At 59.1% G+C, this 17,437-nt stretch carries 15 protein-coding genes; 5 read left to right on the top strand and 10 right to left on the bottom strand.

The annotated features are described in order from the left end of the window. Positions 1 to 3: 3 nt before the first annotated feature. Both ABVS03_RS07250 and ABVS03_RS07245 read right to left on the bottom strand, forming a co-directional pair. Positions 4 to 492, bottom strand: coding sequence for a PTS system mannose/fructose/N-acetylgalactosamine-transporter subunit IIB (locus ABVS03_RS07250; RefSeq protein ID WP_368018589.1), 489 nt, complete (start codon positions 490 to 492; stop codon positions 4 to 6). A 229-nt stretch (positions 493 to 721) separates the two neighbouring features. Then, the gene (locus tag ABVS03_RS07245; protein WP_368018588.1) at positions 722 to 3,469 is read right to left on the bottom strand and encodes a PRD domain-containing protein; all 2,748 of its coding nucleotides are present in this window, start codon (positions 3,467 to 3,469) and stop codon (positions 722 to 724) included. Positions 3,470 to 3,784: 315 nt separating this feature from the next. On the opposite strand from ABVS03_RS07245, the gene ABVS03_RS07240 reads away from it, so the two are divergent. After that, positions 3,785 to 4,990, top strand: coding sequence for an arginine deiminase family protein (locus ABVS03_RS07240; RefSeq protein ID WP_368018587.1), 1,206 nt, complete (start codon positions 3,785 to 3,787; stop codon positions 4,988 to 4,990). 74 nt (positions 4,991 to 5,064) lie between these two features. On the opposite strand, the gene ABVS03_RS07235 is transcribed toward ABVS03_RS07240, so the two are convergent. Beyond that, complete coding sequence (locus tag ABVS03_RS07235; protein ID WP_330972191.1) at positions 5,065 to 6,009, bottom strand: ROK family protein; 945 nt, start codon at positions 6,007 to 6,009, stop codon at positions 5,065 to 5,067. Between the two features lie 242 nt (positions 6,010 to 6,251). Here ABVS03_RS07235 and ABVS03_RS07230 point away from each other — a divergent pair, with 242 nt between their 5' ends. Both ABVS03_RS07230 and dtd read left to right on the top strand, forming a co-directional pair. After that, positions 6,252 to 7,880 carry a carboxypeptidase M32 gene (locus ABVS03_RS07230; protein ID WP_330972190.1) on the top strand — a complete coding sequence of 543 codons (1,629 nt, stop codon included), beginning with the start codon at positions 6,252 to 6,254 and terminating at the stop codon, positions 7,878 to 7,880. 1 nt (position 7,881) lies between these two features. Continuing rightward, complete coding sequence (gene dtd, locus ABVS03_RS07225) at positions 7,882 to 8,334, top strand: D-aminoacyl-tRNA deacylase (RefSeq protein ID WP_330972189.1); 453 nt, start codon at positions 7,882 to 7,884, stop codon at positions 8,332 to 8,334. Positions 8,335 to 8,396: 62 nt separating this feature from the next. Here the strand turns inward: dtd and ABVS03_RS07220 are convergent, their stop codons facing one another. Both ABVS03_RS07220 and ABVS03_RS07215 read right to left on the bottom strand, forming a co-directional pair. Next, a complete protein-coding gene (locus ABVS03_RS07220; protein ID WP_330972188.1) occupies positions 8,397 to 9,131 on the bottom strand; it encodes a LytTR family DNA-binding domain-containing protein in 735 nt (244 codons plus the stop codon). Positions 9,132 to 9,348: 217 nt separating this feature from the next. After that, complete coding sequence (locus ABVS03_RS07215; RefSeq protein WP_368018586.1) at positions 9,349 to 10,104, bottom strand: LytTR family DNA-binding domain-containing protein; 756 nt, start codon at positions 10,102 to 10,104, stop codon at positions 9,349 to 9,351. Positions 10,105 to 10,561: 457 nt separating this feature from the next. Here ABVS03_RS07215 and ABVS03_RS07210 point away from each other — a divergent pair, with 457 nt between their 5' ends. Continuing rightward, complete coding sequence (locus ABVS03_RS07210; protein ID WP_368018585.1) at positions 10,562 to 10,936, top strand: hypothetical protein; 375 nt, start codon at positions 10,562 to 10,564, stop codon at positions 10,934 to 10,936. An 81-nt stretch (positions 10,937 to 11,017) separates the two neighbouring features. Then, the gene (locus ABVS03_RS07205) at positions 11,018 to 11,509 is read left to right on the top strand and encodes a hypothetical protein (protein WP_368018584.1); all 492 of its coding nucleotides are present in this window, start codon (positions 11,018 to 11,020) and stop codon (positions 11,507 to 11,509) included. Positions 11,510 to 11,640: 131 nt separating this feature from the next. Here ABVS03_RS07205 and ABVS03_RS07200 read toward each other — a convergent pair whose 3' ends face one another. The 5 genes from ABVS03_RS07200 to ABVS03_RS07180 all read right to left on the bottom strand — a co-directional run bounded on the left by ABVS03_RS07200 (position 11,641) and on the right by ABVS03_RS07180 (position 16,612). Next, positions 11,641 to 12,348 carry an ABC transporter ATP-binding protein gene (locus tag ABVS03_RS07200; protein WP_368018583.1) on the bottom strand — a complete coding sequence of 236 codons (708 nt, stop codon included), beginning with the start codon at positions 12,346 to 12,348 and terminating at the stop codon, positions 11,641 to 11,643. Further along, complete coding sequence (locus ABVS03_RS07195) at positions 12,345 to 13,238, bottom strand: ABC transporter ATP-binding protein (protein ID WP_330972183.1); 894 nt, start codon at positions 13,236 to 13,238, stop codon at positions 12,345 to 12,347. The genes ABVS03_RS07200 and ABVS03_RS07195 overlap by 4 nt, the downstream gene beginning before the upstream one ends. Next, positions 13,228 to 14,343, bottom strand: a complete 1,116-nt coding sequence (locus tag ABVS03_RS07190) for a branched-chain amino acid ABC transporter permease (RefSeq protein WP_330972182.1) — start codon at positions 14,341 to 14,343, stop codon at positions 13,228 to 13,230. Before ABVS03_RS07190 ends, ABVS03_RS07195 begins: the two co-directional genes overlap by 11 nt. Before the next feature lie 9 nt (positions 14,344 to 14,352). Next, positions 14,353 to 15,228 carry a branched-chain amino acid ABC transporter permease gene (locus tag ABVS03_RS07185; RefSeq protein ID WP_330972181.1) on the bottom strand — a complete coding sequence of 292 codons (876 nt, stop codon included), beginning with the start codon at positions 15,226 to 15,228 and terminating at the stop codon, positions 14,353 to 14,355. A gap of 199 nt (positions 15,229 to 15,427) precedes the next feature. Beyond that, entirely contained in the window at positions 15,428 to 16,612 is a 1,185-nt protein-coding gene (locus tag ABVS03_RS07180) for an ABC transporter substrate-binding protein (protein WP_330972180.1), read from the bottom strand. Positions 16,613 to 17,437 lie beyond the last annotated feature (825 nt).

The raw sequence follows: 17,437 nt of genomic DNA, 5'->3' as shown, positions 1-17,437 counted from the left end.
CTTCTAGACGTCTATGTACTCGGAAATGGGAACCGGCTTGTCCGTCGTCATATACCGGACTTCGACTCTGGTCCCCGCCTGCACGATCTTGCGATAGACAGGTATATCCTCTTCCTTGATGAAGGCGCGCCGTCCTGCCTGAACGCCAGGAGTGCCTTCTGGCGGCAGCTCGGTCAGGCCCAGCGTAAGCACAGGTATCTTCTGTCCGAGCTCAATCAGGTCAAGGAACGTCTGAGGATCGCGGGCTATGACAAAGACGGTATGGTTGTCATATTTGCCTGCCTTGAAATTCGTGAAAGCCTTCTCGTGTGTGATGATTGAAAGAGCCTGCCCCGAAGGCTTCGACATCCTCATGGCAGCTTTGCGTACTTCGTCTTCCGCCGTTGCATCGTCGATGATCATCGTACGCTGCGTAGCATAGGTGGGGCACCAGAAGCCCTGCACGATGCCATGGAGGAGGCGATAGTCGATTCTGCCTGCCGTGATACTCATCTGCACTCCTTTCTCGCGACCGAAGGACATGCCTTCGAGGACCGTCTTTGCCTCGGGCATTCCATCTGCTGACAGAAAGAACTGTAGATATATTCGCAGCTGCCAAAAGGCAGATGGGAACCTCTCGCCAGTACCCGGCCACTTTCGACAGCACGAACGGATTGATGTGGCAGGCAAGCGGATTAGCCGACACTCAGCTTCGACACTTGCACCAGACTAGGCATCTGAATCATTCGTCTTCAAGTACCAGACTGGCGATGCTGTTCTTATATCCAGCTTTTTCCTGCGGCATCATGAGCATGTGGTGTACATAGGCAATCTCGGTCACAGGAATCTCGACACGATAGCGCCGACACATCTCGTCAAATGCCTGACGGAACCAGTCTATGAAGTCGTGGTGGTCGCGCTCGAATGCCTCGGCATCTGGATAGGTATCCACGAAGTTCTTGGTCACGAGACGCTCGATGAGCCCGCACAGATGCACGTACAGGGCAATCTGGCGGCGGGCATCGATCGTGCGTCCGCTCAGGGCAGAAAGCTTCTGCATGGCGCGGTCCGCTTCGAGATAGAGCATCTCGGGATTCAGGATAGTGATGGATTCGACAACATTTCTGAGTGTCAGATTCCGAAGCAGCTTCTGATGGAAGAGCGCAATCCCATCGGGGCCAAGCGCCTGCCGCAGCGCAGCATCGAGCGCATCCGAAGAGCCGGCATAGAGGATATCCTCGAGAGCTATGAAGGGCACTTCAGCCACGCCGGGATCCATTGTGCCGACGATGGCACGCACGCAGTAGCTGCTGAAGGCAGGCGCCTGGCTGCCCATTCGCTCCAGCTCATGGTAATCGCAGGTCACAAGGCGGACAGGCAGCTGTTCTGGCAGCGAATCGGACATGAGCTTCCTCAGCTTGTCTGCAGCCGGTGCCCCCGCCTCGGAGCAGAACAGTATCGCTTCCTCTCCGCGTGCTGCCTCGATGGTCCTGATTGCTGGCGTGCATGTCCCGACAATCCGTTCCAGTGCCTCCCTCATGTCTTCATGGGACATGAGGGAGGCGCCGATCTCCAGCGCAAGGCCTGTCGACACGTTGCTGACGATATGGATGGCTGTTCCCGCCATCGGCGGCAGCGCATCTGCCACCTGCGAAAGCGAGCCCATGTCGACCAGAATCACGACTTCGCGTGCAAAGGAATACCGGCCAAGGATTCGAGTCAGCGGCGAGACGACATCTGCCATCTGCTGGTCATAGGTCATATCGACCGCCTCGAATACCCGTGCGTGCAGGATGCGGTTCACGGCGTCGGCAATCGAGGTCGCCGTCGCGTAGCCATGGCAGAGGATGACGCCGCAGAAATCGCGCGCGTCTGTGCTGGCTTCGATGACTTCCTTCACATCGACAAGGAGCACTACGGCCGTAAGCTCGTCGATCTCGACCCCGAGCGTGCTCCTGACCTTTGCCGCCATCTGCTCGACGATGGTGGTAGCCATGCGGGAGCTGTGGGAGAGCGCTGCAGACATCCGCACCAGCAGCTCGCGCTTGTCCCTGCGCCATTGCGAGAAGCGAATCCCTCCCCAGAGCTGCAAAGTCAGCGCCTGTGCCAAGGCACGCGCAGTCTTGCGTGTCAGCTCTATCCCATAGGCAGAGTCGATCTCTTCGATAATGGGATTCAGCACCTGCTCATAGGTCTCCATGCGCGGGTTCGTGACCTTCCCGTCGAAGTTGAGGAAATCCTCATAGTCATGAATGGTCTCGAGAGCGGCATGGCAGAACTCATCGAACGTTATGTCCCCTGATTCATAGGCACCGAAATGGTCGGCAAGGCGTTGGAAGAAGGCAAGGATGCGAGCATTGGGTGTGACCGGAGCACGCCTTGTACTTGAGACAAGCTGGTCGTCATCCGAGCGCGATGATGTTGCACTCAGAAGATGGAGGGGAAGATGATACTGGCGGATTACCAGCTTGCCCTCGCTGCAGCCGATATAGGCATTCGCGCAGCAGGTTGCAACGCACGACTTCAGACCATCGATATTCTCGGCAAAATCGCCCTGAACCAGAGCTCTCAGCGCACCACGGGATATCGATACATCAGCTGCGACACGTCTGCCTTCCGTTCTGAGGAAATGCATGACCAGGACCATGCGCTCATTTTCGTCTCGTTCAGCATAGCGTGGAAGCTGGACCGTGATTGGCAGGACGCGTGAGAGTCCAAGAACGCGCGGCGAGGAAGCCGGACGCGCCGTGCCAAGGATAAAGCGTACCGATGATGCCGCATCGGATATCCCATCGGATGACGAGACACCCTCCAATATGCGGGCGACGATACGGTTGCCTGCCGTCTGCGACAAATGGTCGAAGCGATGAATATAGACCACACCGCCATGAGCTTTCTGTACCGCTCCGTTCCGGCTACCATTCCCGAAGATGTCGGCTTCCGCTCCCGAATCGCTTTCCTCGTAGCGCGAAGCATCCACTTCGACAAAGCAGGCCCCTTTCGGCAGGGCGCCCGAATTGACGCCGTACTCGAATGTCAAATTGGCAAGCAGCTCCTTGCCCGTGCCATGGTCTCCGACCAGCAGCACAGGAAGGCCCTGCGGCGGATAGGCAACAGCGCTCTTCAGCTGTTCGACGCACACGCTCAAGCTCAGGTCATGCCCTATCGCCTTCTCGAAATCCTGCTGTTCAAGAGCGCCGCCCCGCGCAAGAAGCTCTTCCATGGAGGCATACTCCATGCCTGCAATCCTGCACTGGAGGAACCGTTCCATGGCAGCGTGATGGAAGAAGAGCTTGGGACGTCCTTCTACCTTGATCACGTGTCCTTCTCGCACCAGCTCATTGAGATACTGGCTTGCGAGGTTGCGGCTGACATGGCATTCCGAAGCTATGCGCATCGTAGTGAAAGGCGCGAGCGAACCCGGAGAAAGCTCGCGTGTCACGCGGTCGAGATAACGAAGCAGATCTGCCTTCGTGTCAGATAATGCCATTCTCAATCCTTCCCCTTCCGGGTTCTATTCTGGCACAGATATCGCCCTCGCCCCCCTGGCGTCCATTCATGCAGACGCACAGGCCTCGATTCGGGCACATGAGGACAGGCATTTTTTTCTGTCAGACTGCCAATCCTGCTTGATCAGGAATCTGCGGCAGCGCCGCCTGCACCAGCCTTACGCCGGAAATATTCCTACGGAGCTCAAGGCAACACGATGGTAACCGACTGAAGTGCTGTATGGTCATATTTCAGATCTAAGGTTTAGCAGTTCCGCAGGGAACTGCCACACCGATCGCATCAAATGGAGGCCCACATGACGCAGGTGTATTCGGAGATAGGACGTCTCAGAAAGGTGATGCTCCACCGGCCCGGACGCGAGCTCTGCCAGGTGCTTCCCTCTCAGCTTTCGGGCATGCTCTTCGAAGATACGCCGTATCTGGCAGAGGCCCAGAAAGAGCACGATGCCTTTGCCAAGATCCTGACAGATGCCGGTGTCGAGGTCCTCTATCTCACCGACCTCATGAAGTCTGCCTTCGAGTCCCCGAAGGTCCGCTATGAGTTCGTCTCCGAGTTCCTCGACGCCTCCCATATCACGAGCCCTGCCCTCGTGGAGAAGCTCGAGGACCTCTATCTGCGCATGACGGCAGAAGAGCTCGTCGAGACCGTGCTCTGCGGCATAAGGAGCGACGATGCGCGCCTCCAGGATGTGACGTCGTTCGGAAACCTCGGTGCCCGCGAGGCCGTCTTTGCCGTCTGCCCGCTCCCTAACATCTACTTCATGCGTGACAACTCGATCTCGCTCGGCCATGATGTCATCTACTCCCACATGGAGAAGCGTGCCCGCAAGCGCGAGGCGATCGTGCTGCGCTATGTGCGCCAGCATGCGAAGGAGTTTCAGGATACAAAGGAAGAGGACCTCTACGACCTCTCCTTCCCGCAGCGCATCGAAGGCGGCGACGTGCTCGTCCTTTCCGACCATTCTGTCATCATCGGCTGCTCGGAGCGCACGAGCCCTGTCTCGATCGAATACATCGCTCACAGCCTCTTCGAGCGCGGCTACACGGAAGTCTATGCCTTCGATATCGGCATGCATCGCGCGTCCATGCACCTCGATATCTCGCTCTCGATGGTCGATGTGGATACGTTCCTCTACAACCCCCTGATCGACGGCACGACCGACATCTACCGCCTCTTCCCGGCACCCACAGGCGTCGGCTATGACTATGTCGGCAAGGACTGGCACAGAGCGCTTGCCCAGGCGACCGGGAACCCCGATGTGCGCCTCATCCCCTGCGGCGGAGACGATCCGGTCGATACGGAATGGGAGCTCTGGAACCTCGGCGCCAATGTCCTCGCTATAGCTCCTGGCGAGGTCGTGGGCTATGAGCGGACACCGATCACGCTCGATCTCCTCGACAAGGCAGGCATCGCAGTCCACACATTCCCCTCAGGCGAGCTCTCGCGCGGACGTGGCGGCACGCACTGCATGAGCATGCCGCTCGTACGCGACCTCCTCTAGCTCACATTCCGTCAAAGAAGAAGGCGGCTGCAGCCCTGAGACTGCAGCCGCCTTCCGCATATCCCGGGCGTGCCTCACTCTTCTTCTGCAGAGAGGGCGCAGAGCGCAGCTCCATACATGCCGGCCTGGTTGCCGAGGTCTGCCGGCACGATCTTCGTGTTCCTGCAGATCGGCAGGCAGTGGGCCTGGAAGCGCTCGGTGAGCTCGTCCTTGAAGACATCGAACGAGCCGACGACGCCACCGCCGATAACGAAAGCCTCAGGATCGACCGCGCACGACAGCTGTGCCATGGCGCGAGCAAGATACTCGAGCATCTGGGAGATGGCAGTGCGTGCGCACTCGTCCCCTGCTGCCATGGCCTTGAAGACAGAGTAGGAATCGGAGCGGCCCGAGAGCGCGCAGGGCTCCTTGCCTGCCTTCTCGCAGGCCTCCTTGTAGAGCGTCACGATGCCGGAGGCGCTTGCATACTGCTCGAGGCAGCCATGGCGGCCGCAGCCGCAGGTGCGCGTCTCCTCGTAGTTCATCGTCAGGTGTCCAAGCTCGCCGCCAGCGCCATTCGCTCCTGCCACGAGCTGGCCATTGAGGACGACGCCTCCGCCGACGCCCGTGCCGAGCGTGATCATGATGAAGTTCTTGACGCCCTTGGCGCCGCCCATCCACATCTCGCCGAGCGCTGCGGCATTCGCATCGTTCACGAAGGCAAGGCGTGCCTGGAAGAACGTCTCCTTCAAGGCATTCTTGAGTCCGTCAGGATCGAGCTTGATGTTCGGAAGGAAGCCGACATTGCCATTCGCATCGACAGGACCAGGGATATCGAGACCGACCGCCTCCACGTCGGTGATCGCACCATCGACCGAAGATACGAGGTTCGTGAGGCCATCTGTCACCTCGGCGAAGGCCTGAGGTGTCGTGAGGTCCGAGGTCGGAATCGTGCGGACTGCCTTGAGCTGGCCTTCAAGCGTAAAGATGCCTGCCTTGATTGATGTGCCGCCAACATCAATGCCCAATACATACTTCATCGGATCTTCCTTCCGTAAACGTTTCCGGGACTCCAAGTATGGCGCAAGGAAGAGTCCCTTGAAACGAGATATCCAGCAATGGTGCATCCTGCGACACGATCGGCACCAAGCGCGCATGTATGGCCATCTATCTGCCATTGCTGAGCGTATCCCGTTCTGTCCCTTAAGCTGAGGCACGTCTCAGGCTACACTGGAAGCTATTCATAGGAACATGCGCGCAGACGCGCGAGAGGAGCTCGAATATGGCTGATACGAACGAAAGCGGCAAGACCGAGGCCCAGGTGAGCGAGCCTGCGCAGAAAGCTGACACGCAGGCAGCACCCGCTCCAGCAGGTGTCCCTGCTGCTTCCCCTGCCGCCGTCATGAACCCGAAGGCAGATCTCGCTGCCCTGAACTCGCTCGAGATGCATCTCTATGCCCACAGGTATGCCGAGACGATGATGGGCTGCTTCGGCCCCTCGATCGACCCCAAGAAGGCCGTGCATGACCGCGGCGAGGCACAGGCCATCCTCGACGAGGAGGACCAGGAGCTTCTGTGCGCAAAGAACACCGGCGAGCTTCTCGACCGTCTCCAGAGGAGCTCGGCGCTCCTCGACCGCACGCAGCGCGCACAGGTGCGCGTGCTCAGACGCGAGCGTGCCCGTCTCGAAAATGTCCCGGCAGCAGACCAGGCAGCATTCACGCGCTTGCTCGCCGAGTCCGGCGCCGTCTGGCATGCCGCAAAGGCTGCAAACGATTGGGCAAGCTTCGAGCCCTATCTTGACCGTGTCGTCAATGCCATGCGCCATCTTGCCAGCTGCCAGGACCCGCACAGGAACCCGTACGATGTGTGGCTCGACTACTTCGAGCAGGGCACGAGCCGCGCATTCTATGACCACTTCTTCCGCGAGGTGAAGAAGTGCGTCGTGCCGCTCCTCCAGGAGATCTCCCAGCGTCCGCAGCTCTCCCGCAGGGTCGTCGAGGGCCGCTTCGAGGCAGAGCGCCAGTGGGCCCTGGCACGCGACCTCATGGACCTCGAAGGACTCGATCCGGACGTGATGGTGCTCACGAAGACCGAGCATCCCTACTCTGATGGCATCACGACGAACTATGCGATGATCGCAGCGCACGTCTATGAGGACGATGTGCTCTCGAACCTTTACACGATGCTCCATGAGGGAGGACACGCCCTCTACGAGACCGGCGTCGACCCCGCCCTCAACTACACGTCGCTCAAGGGCGGCACGTCCATGGGCATGCATGAGGGGCAGTCGCGCTTCTTCGAGAACTATGTCGGTCGTGCCGAAGCCTTCGCGCCGTCTCTCCTTGCGCTTCTGCGCAAGCACTTCCCGGGCCAGTTCTCCCGTGTGAGCGCCCGCCAGTTCTACATGGCCGCAAACCGCGTCGAGCCGGGCCTCATCCGTACCGAGGCAGACGAGCTCACCTACCCCCTTCACATCATCATCCGCTACGAGATCGAGCAGCTCCTGATGGAGGGCGACATCACGGCGCAGCAGGTGCCGATGCTCTGGGCCGACCGCTACAAGAAGTATCTCGGCGTCCGCGTTTCTGACTACACGCACGGTGCGCTCCAGGATACGCACTGGGCAGACGGCCTCATCGGCTACTTCCCGACCTATGCGCTGGGTGGCGCCTATGGCGCACAGTTCCGCCACCAGATGATGGCAGAAGGCATGGACTTCGACGGCGTCCTTGCGACCGGCGATCTCGAGCCGATCCGTGCCTGGCTCAAGAAGCATGTCTGGCAGTGGGGCCGCACGTTCGACCCGGCAGAGATTGTCGTCAATGCCTGCGGCGAGCCCTTCAATGTGGCCTACTACACGGACTACCTCGTGCAGAAGTTCACGCGCCTCTACGGGATCGAGATGTAGCGTGCGCGCGCTCATCCAGCTCATAGACACGGCAGAGGTCACGGTCGAAGGAAAGCTTGTCGGTTCCTCCGGCCCCGGCCTCTGCATATTCCTGGGTGTCGTGCCCGAAGACACGGAAGTTGCCGCCGCGCGCCTCTGGAAGAAGATCCTGCGCCTGCGCATCTTTCCCGATGCTGCCGGAAAGACGAATCTCTCCCTTCAGGACACGGGCGGCTCTGTCCTCATCGTGAGCCAGTTCACGCTCTGTGCCGACTGCTCACACGGCAACAGGCCCTCCTTCACGGGAGCTGCCAAGCCAGAGCCGGCCAAGAGGCTCTATGAGGCGTTCCTCGAAGATGCAAGGGCAGACCTCGGAGAAAGCCGCGTGGGACACGGCGAGTTCGGCGCGATGATGGATGTCTCGCTTGTGAACAAGGGTCCCTTCACAATCTGGCTCGATACCGAAACGCTCTGATGAAATCGGCCTCCCCGCCCACAGGGCAGGGAGGCCGCTTCTTTCTCGTCTGAAATCAGCTCTTACGAGCCTATGGCACGGCGGAGATCGTCTGCAACCTCGCGGGTGCGCCTCGAAGGCACGGGCAGGCTCGTTCCCTCGTCGAGCATCACATAGCCCGGACGCATGCCTTCCACATGGTCCACGTTCACGGCAAAGCCACGGTGGATACGTACGAACTTGCCATCGAGACGCGTGAGCAGATGCGTGATGCCCTCGCTCATGCGGAAGGTGCCTGTCACTGCATGGACAAGCGTCGACTGGCGGGAAGCCTCGATATAGACGATATCGGAGAGGCTCAGGAAGTGCGAGATGCCGTCTGCATCACGCAGCACGATCGATTCCCTGAGCGCGTGGGCCACTGCCCCTCCATGCTCCTCCGTCACGGCGACCGAGAAATGGGCATGGCAGATCTTGAGCTCGCCCTTGAGCTCCTGCCAGATGAGCGTAAGGCGGCAGGGAATCATGCCTTCGCGGGTGATGGCAGCAAAGCGGCTTACGGTCACACAGGCATCTTCATCGAGCGCACAGGCATGCACATCGCGCTTGCCGACGCCCCTGAGCTCATACGCTTCTGCAAGCTCTTCGAGCTCCTGGAGGAAATCATGCCGGTCGAGCAGCCAATCCCCTTCCAAGGGGCCTACAGCCTGGAGCGTTTCAGCAAAGAGCGGCTCGAGCTTCTGCGCCGCGTGGTCAGGGAGCCGGTCCACAAGGCTCTCCGCCATGCGGAGTGCATCTTCCTGAAGCTGCTTCCTCATGCAGGAGATCGCCTCCATCCTGACCCGATCAGGCATGGAACCCGCAAGCTCCAGACATGAATCGTTTCGTTTCTTACGTATGTGCGTAATGAGTTTAACGTGCCTAGCAGCGAAAAAGTCGAAGAGGTCACGAAAGACCGGCAACGCTGAACAGAAAGCTCAGCGTTGCCGGTCTTTGCTGCTGCATCCCCGTGCAAACGCAAAAGACAGAAAGCTGCTATGCCCTTCCAAGCGCGCGGATTGCCTCTTCCACCTCTCTGCGCACCTGCACAGAGCGACGCTCCGGCATGGGAATGGCCGTCCCTTCATCGAGGATAATCTGGCGCGTATGGATCTCCCGCACATGGGCGACATTGATCACGAAGCCGCGGTGGACACGCAGGAAGTTCGGCGGCAGCTCGGCCGCGACCTTGCCCAGGACCTTTGCCAGGCGGAAGATGCCCTCCGCCGCATGCACCATCGTGTACTGCCGCTCTGCCTCGAGATAGATGACAGCATCTGCATCGAGGAAGTGGGCGACACCCGAGGAATCGCGCATGACAAGAGGATGGGAATCAGGATGGAGACGGACGGAGACCGTGCTGGTACCACCCACCTGCCCCTCTCCATGCATCGTCTTCTGCCCATGGCTCTGCCACGTCGGCGTCGAGATATGGAGATGCACAAGCTGGAGCCTTTCGTCCTCGACGGTCCAGAACAGCGTGACACGGAAGCGGTGGAAGGCCACCTCATGTGGCCCTGTCGGATACGACGCAAGCACGTGTCCTGTCACAAGCATCCCGTGCGGGCTCTGCACGCGCACCTGGAAATACTCCTCGGAGACCTTCTTGGCCTCGATGCCGTCCTTCGGCATATGGTCCATATAGGCATCAAGCGACTGGGGGACAAGGCAGTACTCGTCCGCGCTCGGTCCGATATAGGTGAAGCCCTCATGCAGATAGGGACGACAGGACTCTGGATCCTGTCTCCACAAGGCGCGGACAATCTCTTCGGATGTTCGCAGTGCTTTCTCCGAGAGCGTACCCTTCATGGCAACCACCTTTTTTGGCGTGTCCTGCAAGAAGCGCCGCATCGTTATCTGTCTGTACAGATATACCAATTATTGAACCTTGTATTGCAGATTCTTAACGAACGATGGGTTATTGCGAACAAATACATGTCTAACCAGATGAAAGCGATATCGAGGCATAATAATATGCCGCCTGCGGCGGAAAACCTGCCATCCACACAGTCCGGGCCTCCAGCACCTGAGTACCGGAAAGTGCGCACTTCGGCTTTGCCCTGCCATCCAGCAGGAGCACTTCCCGAAAGCAATATTCCCTTGGCCGAAACCCAGCACGCCAGGTACCGCACTTTTCCGCCATCGGGTATGCTTCCCTGCAAAGAGGCTACGAACATCCTTTTTCTGCCACCAGCAAGAGGAGCCGGAGATGAAGAAGCGGAAGATAAAGTTCGCAGAGACAGCTGATGTCTATCTCCTGGCAGGCCATCTTGCGCTCATCGCATTGGCAGCGGACGCATCTGTCTGGGCAGACCCCGCCCTCATCATCTTCGTCCTTCTCTTCTCCTGCTGCATGCTCATCTCCTGGCACAAGGCTTCCTGCCGCATCTTTGACAGGACATATACCCGTGCCAAAGCCCTGCGCCTCGCCTGTCTTGCGCCAGCAGCAGCGCTTCTGGCGGTATGCGCGCATCTTCTTCTCGGCTTCTGGCCACTAGCGGCCTTTGCCCTCGCTTGCGCTTCAGCCTGCCTCGCCTATCTCTGCACCCTCAATCTCGTACCTGCGAAGAAAGCTGTCCGATGAGAAGCTTCTCCCTTGGTCGGATTCTCATGCGCAGACCGATTCTCCTCATGTTTTGCTTGCGTCCAAAGACCGGAGGCTCCCATGCGAAAGGCATTCATGGTGGCAGCTGCCACATTGGCTGCCTTGGCTATCGCCGAAATCGCTCTCATAGCGGGCTTTTCCCGCGCTGCAGGCGTATCGAACTATGTCACGCCTCTCGCGACTGTTGCCGGAACCGTCGAAGATATCAGAACCGTCTCCGATGCGTCCGACGACGATGGCAGCATCGCCTATATCGAAATCAGAGTCGCAGATGCGGACGCAGCCGGTGCAGCGGCAGTCCAGGCAGAAAAGGACGGCTCCTCCCTGCCAGAGGCGGGCGATACCCTGATGCTCATCCGGAACGACCACACCGAGAGGACATATGGCCCAGAGCCCAAGATTGGCGATGAGGTGGAAGCCAAGATCTGGTACGACAAGGAAGATGCCGTGATAGATGGCGAGCACCGTGCAGCCTACGACATCTGTTCCATCGAGACCTATAGCTGGCTTATCGAATCTGGCCAGAGGTCCCGCTATCCTGAAGTCAGATGAACGAATCCCAGAAGCATGGAGCCTCATGACCCGGCTGCCAGCTCACACGCTCATTTCGGCGGCAAGAAGAAAGGAGAGCATCCCGTGGATGCTCTCCTTCCTGTAGCGCTCGATCTGTCTGCTGTATGGTCTCAGCCGCCAAGGTAGGCGCTCTTGACGGCAGGATCGTTCAGGAGCTGCTTGCCGGTGCCCGTGAGGACGATATTGCCGACCTCGAGGACATAGCCCCTGTCTGCAATCGAGAGGGCCATCTGGGCATTCTGCTCGACGAGCAGAATCGTCGTGCCCGCCTTGTTGAGCGTCTCGATGATGTCGAAGATCTCGTCGACGAGGATAGGTGCCAGACCCATCGAAGGCTCGTCGAGCATGAGGAGCTGCGGGTGGCTCATGAGAGCACGGCCCATGGCAAGCATCTGCTGCTCGCCGCCGGAGAGCGTGCCGGCCGTCTGGGCTTTGCGCTCCTTCAGGCGCGGGAAGTACGTATAGACCTTCTCCATCGTGTCCGCGTTCTCCGCGGCTGTCCTCAAGTAGCCGCCCATCTCGAGGTTTTCCTGAACCGTCAGATGCGAGAAGACGCGCCTGCCCTCGGGGCAGAGAGCCATGCCCTTCGCGACGATCTTGTGGGCAGGAAGGCCTGTAATGTCCTCGTCCTTGTAGACGATCTTGCCTTCCTTCGGCTTGATGAGGCCTGCAATCGTGTTCATGGTCGTCGACTTGCCGGCGCCGTTGGCACCGATCAAGGAGACGATCTCGCCTTCGTTGACCTCGAAGGAGATTCCTTTCACGGCGTGGATTGCGCCGTAGTAGACCTGGAGGTCATCAACCTTCAGCATGGTCATTTCTCCACCGCCTCCTTGGCAGCCTTGGCACCCTGCTTGCCGAGGTATGCCTCGATGACGCGCGGATCGGACTGTACCTCTTCCGGCGTGCCCTTGCAGATGATCTTGCCGTAGTCGAGGACGCCGACAATCTCGCAGATGCCCATGACGAGAGCCATATCGTGCTCGATCAGAAGGATGGCGATCTGGAAGTCATCGCGAATCTTCTGGATGTTCTCCATGAGCTCTTCGGTCTCGTTCGGGTTCATGCCGGCGGCAGGCTCGTCGAGAAGCAGGAGCTTCGGATTCGTGCCCAGGGCACGCAGAATCTCGAGGCGGCGCTGTGCACCATAGGGCAGGTTTCCTGCAAGCTCATTGGCATACTTCTGCATGTTGAAGATGCCCAAGAGATCCATTGCCTTGTCGTGGAACTCCTTCTCTTCCTTCCAGTGCGCCGGGAAGCGCAGCATGTCTTGGAGAAGCGAGGTGTTCATCGAGTTGTTCATGCCGACAAGGATGTTCTGCTCCACCGTCATCTGGCTGAAGAGGCGGATGTTCTGGAACGTACGGGCGATGCCGAGGCGGTTGACCTGGATCGTGTTCATGCCGGCGGTATCGACGCCGTTCAGAAGGATCGTGCCGCGGGTCGGCTGGTAGACCTTCGTGAGGAGGTTGAAGATCGTCGTCTTGCCGGCGCCGTTCGGGCCGATGATGCCGGCAATCTCGGTCGGGCCCATTGCGATGTTGAAGTCATCGACTGCCGTGAGGCCGCCGAAGTCGATGCCGAGGTGCTCGACCTCGAGGACGAGCGGCTTTCCGAAGTCGCGCTCGGTGACCAGGTTGGGCGTCGGTACCGGAAGCAGCACCTCGCGCTGACGCTTGCGCTTGATCTCATTCGGGCTATCGGCCATCTTTCGCCACCTCCTTCGTCTCTTCTGCTACTGCTTCTTCCTTCTTCTGCTTCTTCCAGGGGAACTGGCCGTTCATGATCTTCTCGATCGTATTGCCCATCGAGAAGTCGTAGGTGCCCATGAGGCCCTGCGGACGGAAGATCATGACGACGATGAGGACGACTGCGTAGACGACCATGCGGTAGTCGGAGAAGGCACGCAGCGCCTCAGGCAGGATCGTGAGGACGGTCGCGGAGAGGACAGAGCCGAGCATGGAGCCCATACCGCCGAGGACGACCATGACGAGGATCTCGATCGACTTCATGAAGCCGAACTTGGCAGGCATCATGACGCCGACGCAGCCTGCATAGAGGCCGCCGCCGATGCCGGCGAAGAAGGCAGAGACGACGAAGGCGAGCGTCTTGTAGTACGTCGTGTTGACGCCCACAGACTCTGCGGCGATCTCGTTGTCGCGGATCGACAGGATCGAGCGTCCGTGCCTGCTCTTCATCATCGTGTGGATCAGGAAGAGCGATATGGCGACGACTATGAACGTGTTTAGGAAGTTCGTGTAGGACGGGATGCCCGTGAGGCCCTTGGCGCCGCCCGTGAGCTGGAAGCCGAGGACGTCGTCGATGTTGAGCATGACAACACGGATGATCTCAGCGAAGCCGAGCGTGACGATGGCGAGGTAGTCGCCCTTGAGGCGCAGGGCCGGGATGCCGATGATGAGGCCGGCAAGGGCAGCGCAGAGGCCGCCGAAGATGAGGCCGCAGACGAAGAGCAGCATTGCCTGGGGCGTGCCCGTCGAGAAGTCGCGGGTGCCGACACCGAAGACGTCAGCCATGCGCATGATGAAGATGGCGCAGGAGTAGCCGCCGACCGACATGAAGCCGGCATGGCCCAGAGGAAGCTGTCCCAGGTAGCCGGTGGCGATGTTCAGCGATACTGCCATGATGATGTAGATGCCGACCTGCTCCAGGACCGTCGTCTGATAGCGGGAGATGACGCCTCCCGAAATCATGAGCTCGCCGATTGCGAGGAAAGCAACGACCAGGATCGAATTGATGAGGTATCGCTGCTTGGTAGAGAGCGTGCGGTACGCCCTGTTGATTGCTTCAGCCATTGTTATCCCCTACACCTTCTCGGACATCGGACGGCCGAGGATGCCCGTCGGCTTCACGATGAGGACGATGATGAGCAGGAGGAAGACGACAGCATCCTTCCAGACGGAGAGGCCCACAGCAGAGACAGCCACCTCGGCAAAGCCGACGAGGAGTCCGCCGATGACGGCGCCTGGAATCGAGCCGATGCCACCGAGGACTGCTGCGACGAAGGCCTTCGTGCCGAGCATGATGCCCATGGTCGGCGTCGCCTGGCTGTATGCCATCGAGTAGAGGACAGCACCGATGCCAGCAAGCGCAGAGCCCACAGCGAACGTGAAGGAGATCGTGTTGTTCACATTGATGCCCATGAGGCGTGCAGCACCCATATCCTCAGAGACGGCACGCATGGCCTTCCCGAGCTTCGTCCTGTCCACCAGCTGTGTGAGGATGATTGTCGAGATGGCCGTCACGATGACCGTGAGAAGGGCGACCGACGAGATCTGCATGCCACCGATCTCGACTGTCGTGGAATCGATGAAGGAAGGCACAACCTTTGCGTCAGCGCCGAAGACGAGCTGTGCGCCGTTCTCCAGGAAGTAGGAGACGCCGATGGCCGTGATCAGGATCGACAGACGCGGCGCATTGCGAAGCGGCGCATAGGCGACCTTGTCGATGAGTACGCCGAGCAGCGTGCAGCCTGCGATAGAGAGTACGACAGCAACAAATGGAGGCATGCCCAGCTGGGACATGACAATCCATGAGATGTAGGCGCCGACCATGATGATGTCGCCGTGTGCGAAGTTGAGCAGCAGGATGATGCCGTACACCATCGTGTAGCCCAGGGCCACAAGCGCATAGACGCTGCCCAGCTGCAGACCGTTCATGATCTGCGTGACGAGTGTCATGCCTGACCACCCCTTTCATAGCAATGGTTAAATACTCGATATTTAGAATAGCTTCGCCCAAGAAGAAAAGAAGAAATTGCTATAGCTAGTATCTCAATGGTAACAGGCCGTTTACCTGCGTATCCTCGAGCCCAAGAAGAGCGGGCGCCCGGCATTTGGCCGGATGCCCGCTCCTTTGGCTGAGCTATGAGCTTGCGTCTTAGGACTCTGCCTCGACGGTCTGGAAGACCTCCTGCGCGCCACCCTTGAACGTGATGACCAGGGTCGGCTTGACCGGGTCGCCCGTGCCTTCGTACTTGATCGTGCCGGTCACGCCGTCAACGGAGCCAGAGGCGATAGCGTCGATGATGGCCTGGGAGTAGTCGGCAGTGCCAGCCTTGGCCTTGCCGTCCTTCTCCACGGTCTCGATGGCGTTGGCCATGACCATGGCAGCGTCGTAGCCGAGGGCGCAGAAGTTCGACGGCTCGTCGTTGAACTTTGCCTTGTAGTCGGAGATGAACTTCTGGACCTTCTCGTCCGGGTTCTCGGAGACGAAGGAGCAGTCATAGTAGCAGCCCTCGAGGTCCTCAGCGGATGCGTACTCCTCGGAGCCGCCCACGATGTTGGACCAGCCATCGGCGCCCATGAAGACGCCCTTGTAGCCCTGCTGGCGAGCCTGGGTGACGATCTTGCCGTCGTCCTGGTAGTAGTTCGGGCAGAAGATGGCATCAGGGCTCGTAGCGATGATGGCGGTCAGCTGGCCGTTGAAGTCGACGTCGCCGTCAGCATAGCCCTGCTGCGTCGTGATCGTGATGCCCTTCTTGCCGGCTTCCTCGACGAATGCGTCGTTGACGCCCTTCTCGTAGTCGCCGCCGGAGTTGTAGATCGTGCCGACCGTCTTGTAGCCCTGCTTTGCAGCGAAGTCTGCCATGAGCTTGCCCTGATACGGGTCGGTGATGCAGGCACGGAAGGCGTTGGAGCCATACTGGACAAAGCCAGCAGCCGTTGCAGATGCAGAGATGAGCGGCATGTTGTCGTTCACGGACTGCTGGGCCACAGCGATGGAAGGCGTCGAGGTGACGTCGCCGATGATTGCGACATCGCCATTCTCGACCATCTTCTGGTAGGCGTTGACAGCCTCGGTGGCATCGCCCTTCTCATCCATCTCGTCGAGCTCGACGTCCTTGCCATTGATCTTTGGGTTCAGCGAGAAGTAGAGCTCCACGCCATTGCGGACGGCCAGGCCGTACTGTGCGACGGAGCCCGAATAGGGGCCGAGAACACCCAGCTTGATCGAGCTGGAGTCAGAGGAGCCGGAGCCCGAGTTGCCGCAGGCTGCCAGGCCAAGAGCAGCGGCAGAAGCGCCGGTTGCCTTCAGGAACGAACGACGTGAGATGCTTGCCATAACAGATTCTCCCTTTCTGTTGTGCCTTAAAGCTCTGATAGAGAACTTAGGACCAATTGGAAAGCAGCTTTGCAAGAACCGACAGGTTTTGATGTATCAGTAACTTTGAGATTCTTTTCTGAAACAATCTGTCCTCGCTGCTGCAACAGAAGCGCTGCGGCTACCATTCCCGCAGCTCAGAAGGCCTCCCCCGCCGGCTATAGCCAGATGCGAGGTACGGCCATGGTAATTCGTAGGCCGAGGACAGCCGCTGCACCGACAGAGGAGAGAGCTGCTTCAGCGTGCTTGGAAGAAGCGCATTCCATCTCGATTCCCTTTCCGGCTGGCTGAAAGAAAGCCTGTTGCTTTCTTGATATGCGTACCCTAGCGCACGCACACACAGATGGGCATCTACGTTACCTATGAGTTTTCCTGCCTGAAACAGAATGTCCTGATATCAGCCAGCGATATGGCACATATTCGAGCCAGCCCTGTCCGAACATGCATGAGAGCTTTTTCTCATCATGCATAGGCACGCCTGTCAGCCCGCGGAAACGCTGCACAATTCAGTGCGCAATTCCTCCATGCAACAAAGTTTTCTTTGGTTTACTATTGACACCATCAGGCCAAAGGTGTTTAATCCTAGCCAACAGATGGGAATTAGCTCTTCCTTCCCCCTCGTTTCGGAGCCCATTCCCAGGGACACAGACGTGTCCGAGATCCAGCAGACCCTCTCCCTGCTGGATCTTTTTTATGCCAAGAGAGCATCGAGACATGGAAAAGCACTGGTTTCCGGAGCTTCGGCATGCTCTGGATTCCAGCGCTCTCCTGCAGATGGACTTTTCC

This window comes from Olsenella sp. AGMB03486 (genome assembly GCF_040884255.1).
GTDB classification, from domain to species: domain Bacteria; phylum Actinomycetota; class Coriobacteriia; order Coriobacteriales; family Atopobiaceae; genus Olsenella_L; species Olsenella_L kribbiana.
The sequence above is the reverse complement of the archived record's forward strand: the minus strand, read 5'-3'. Positions and strand labels throughout refer to the sequence as shown.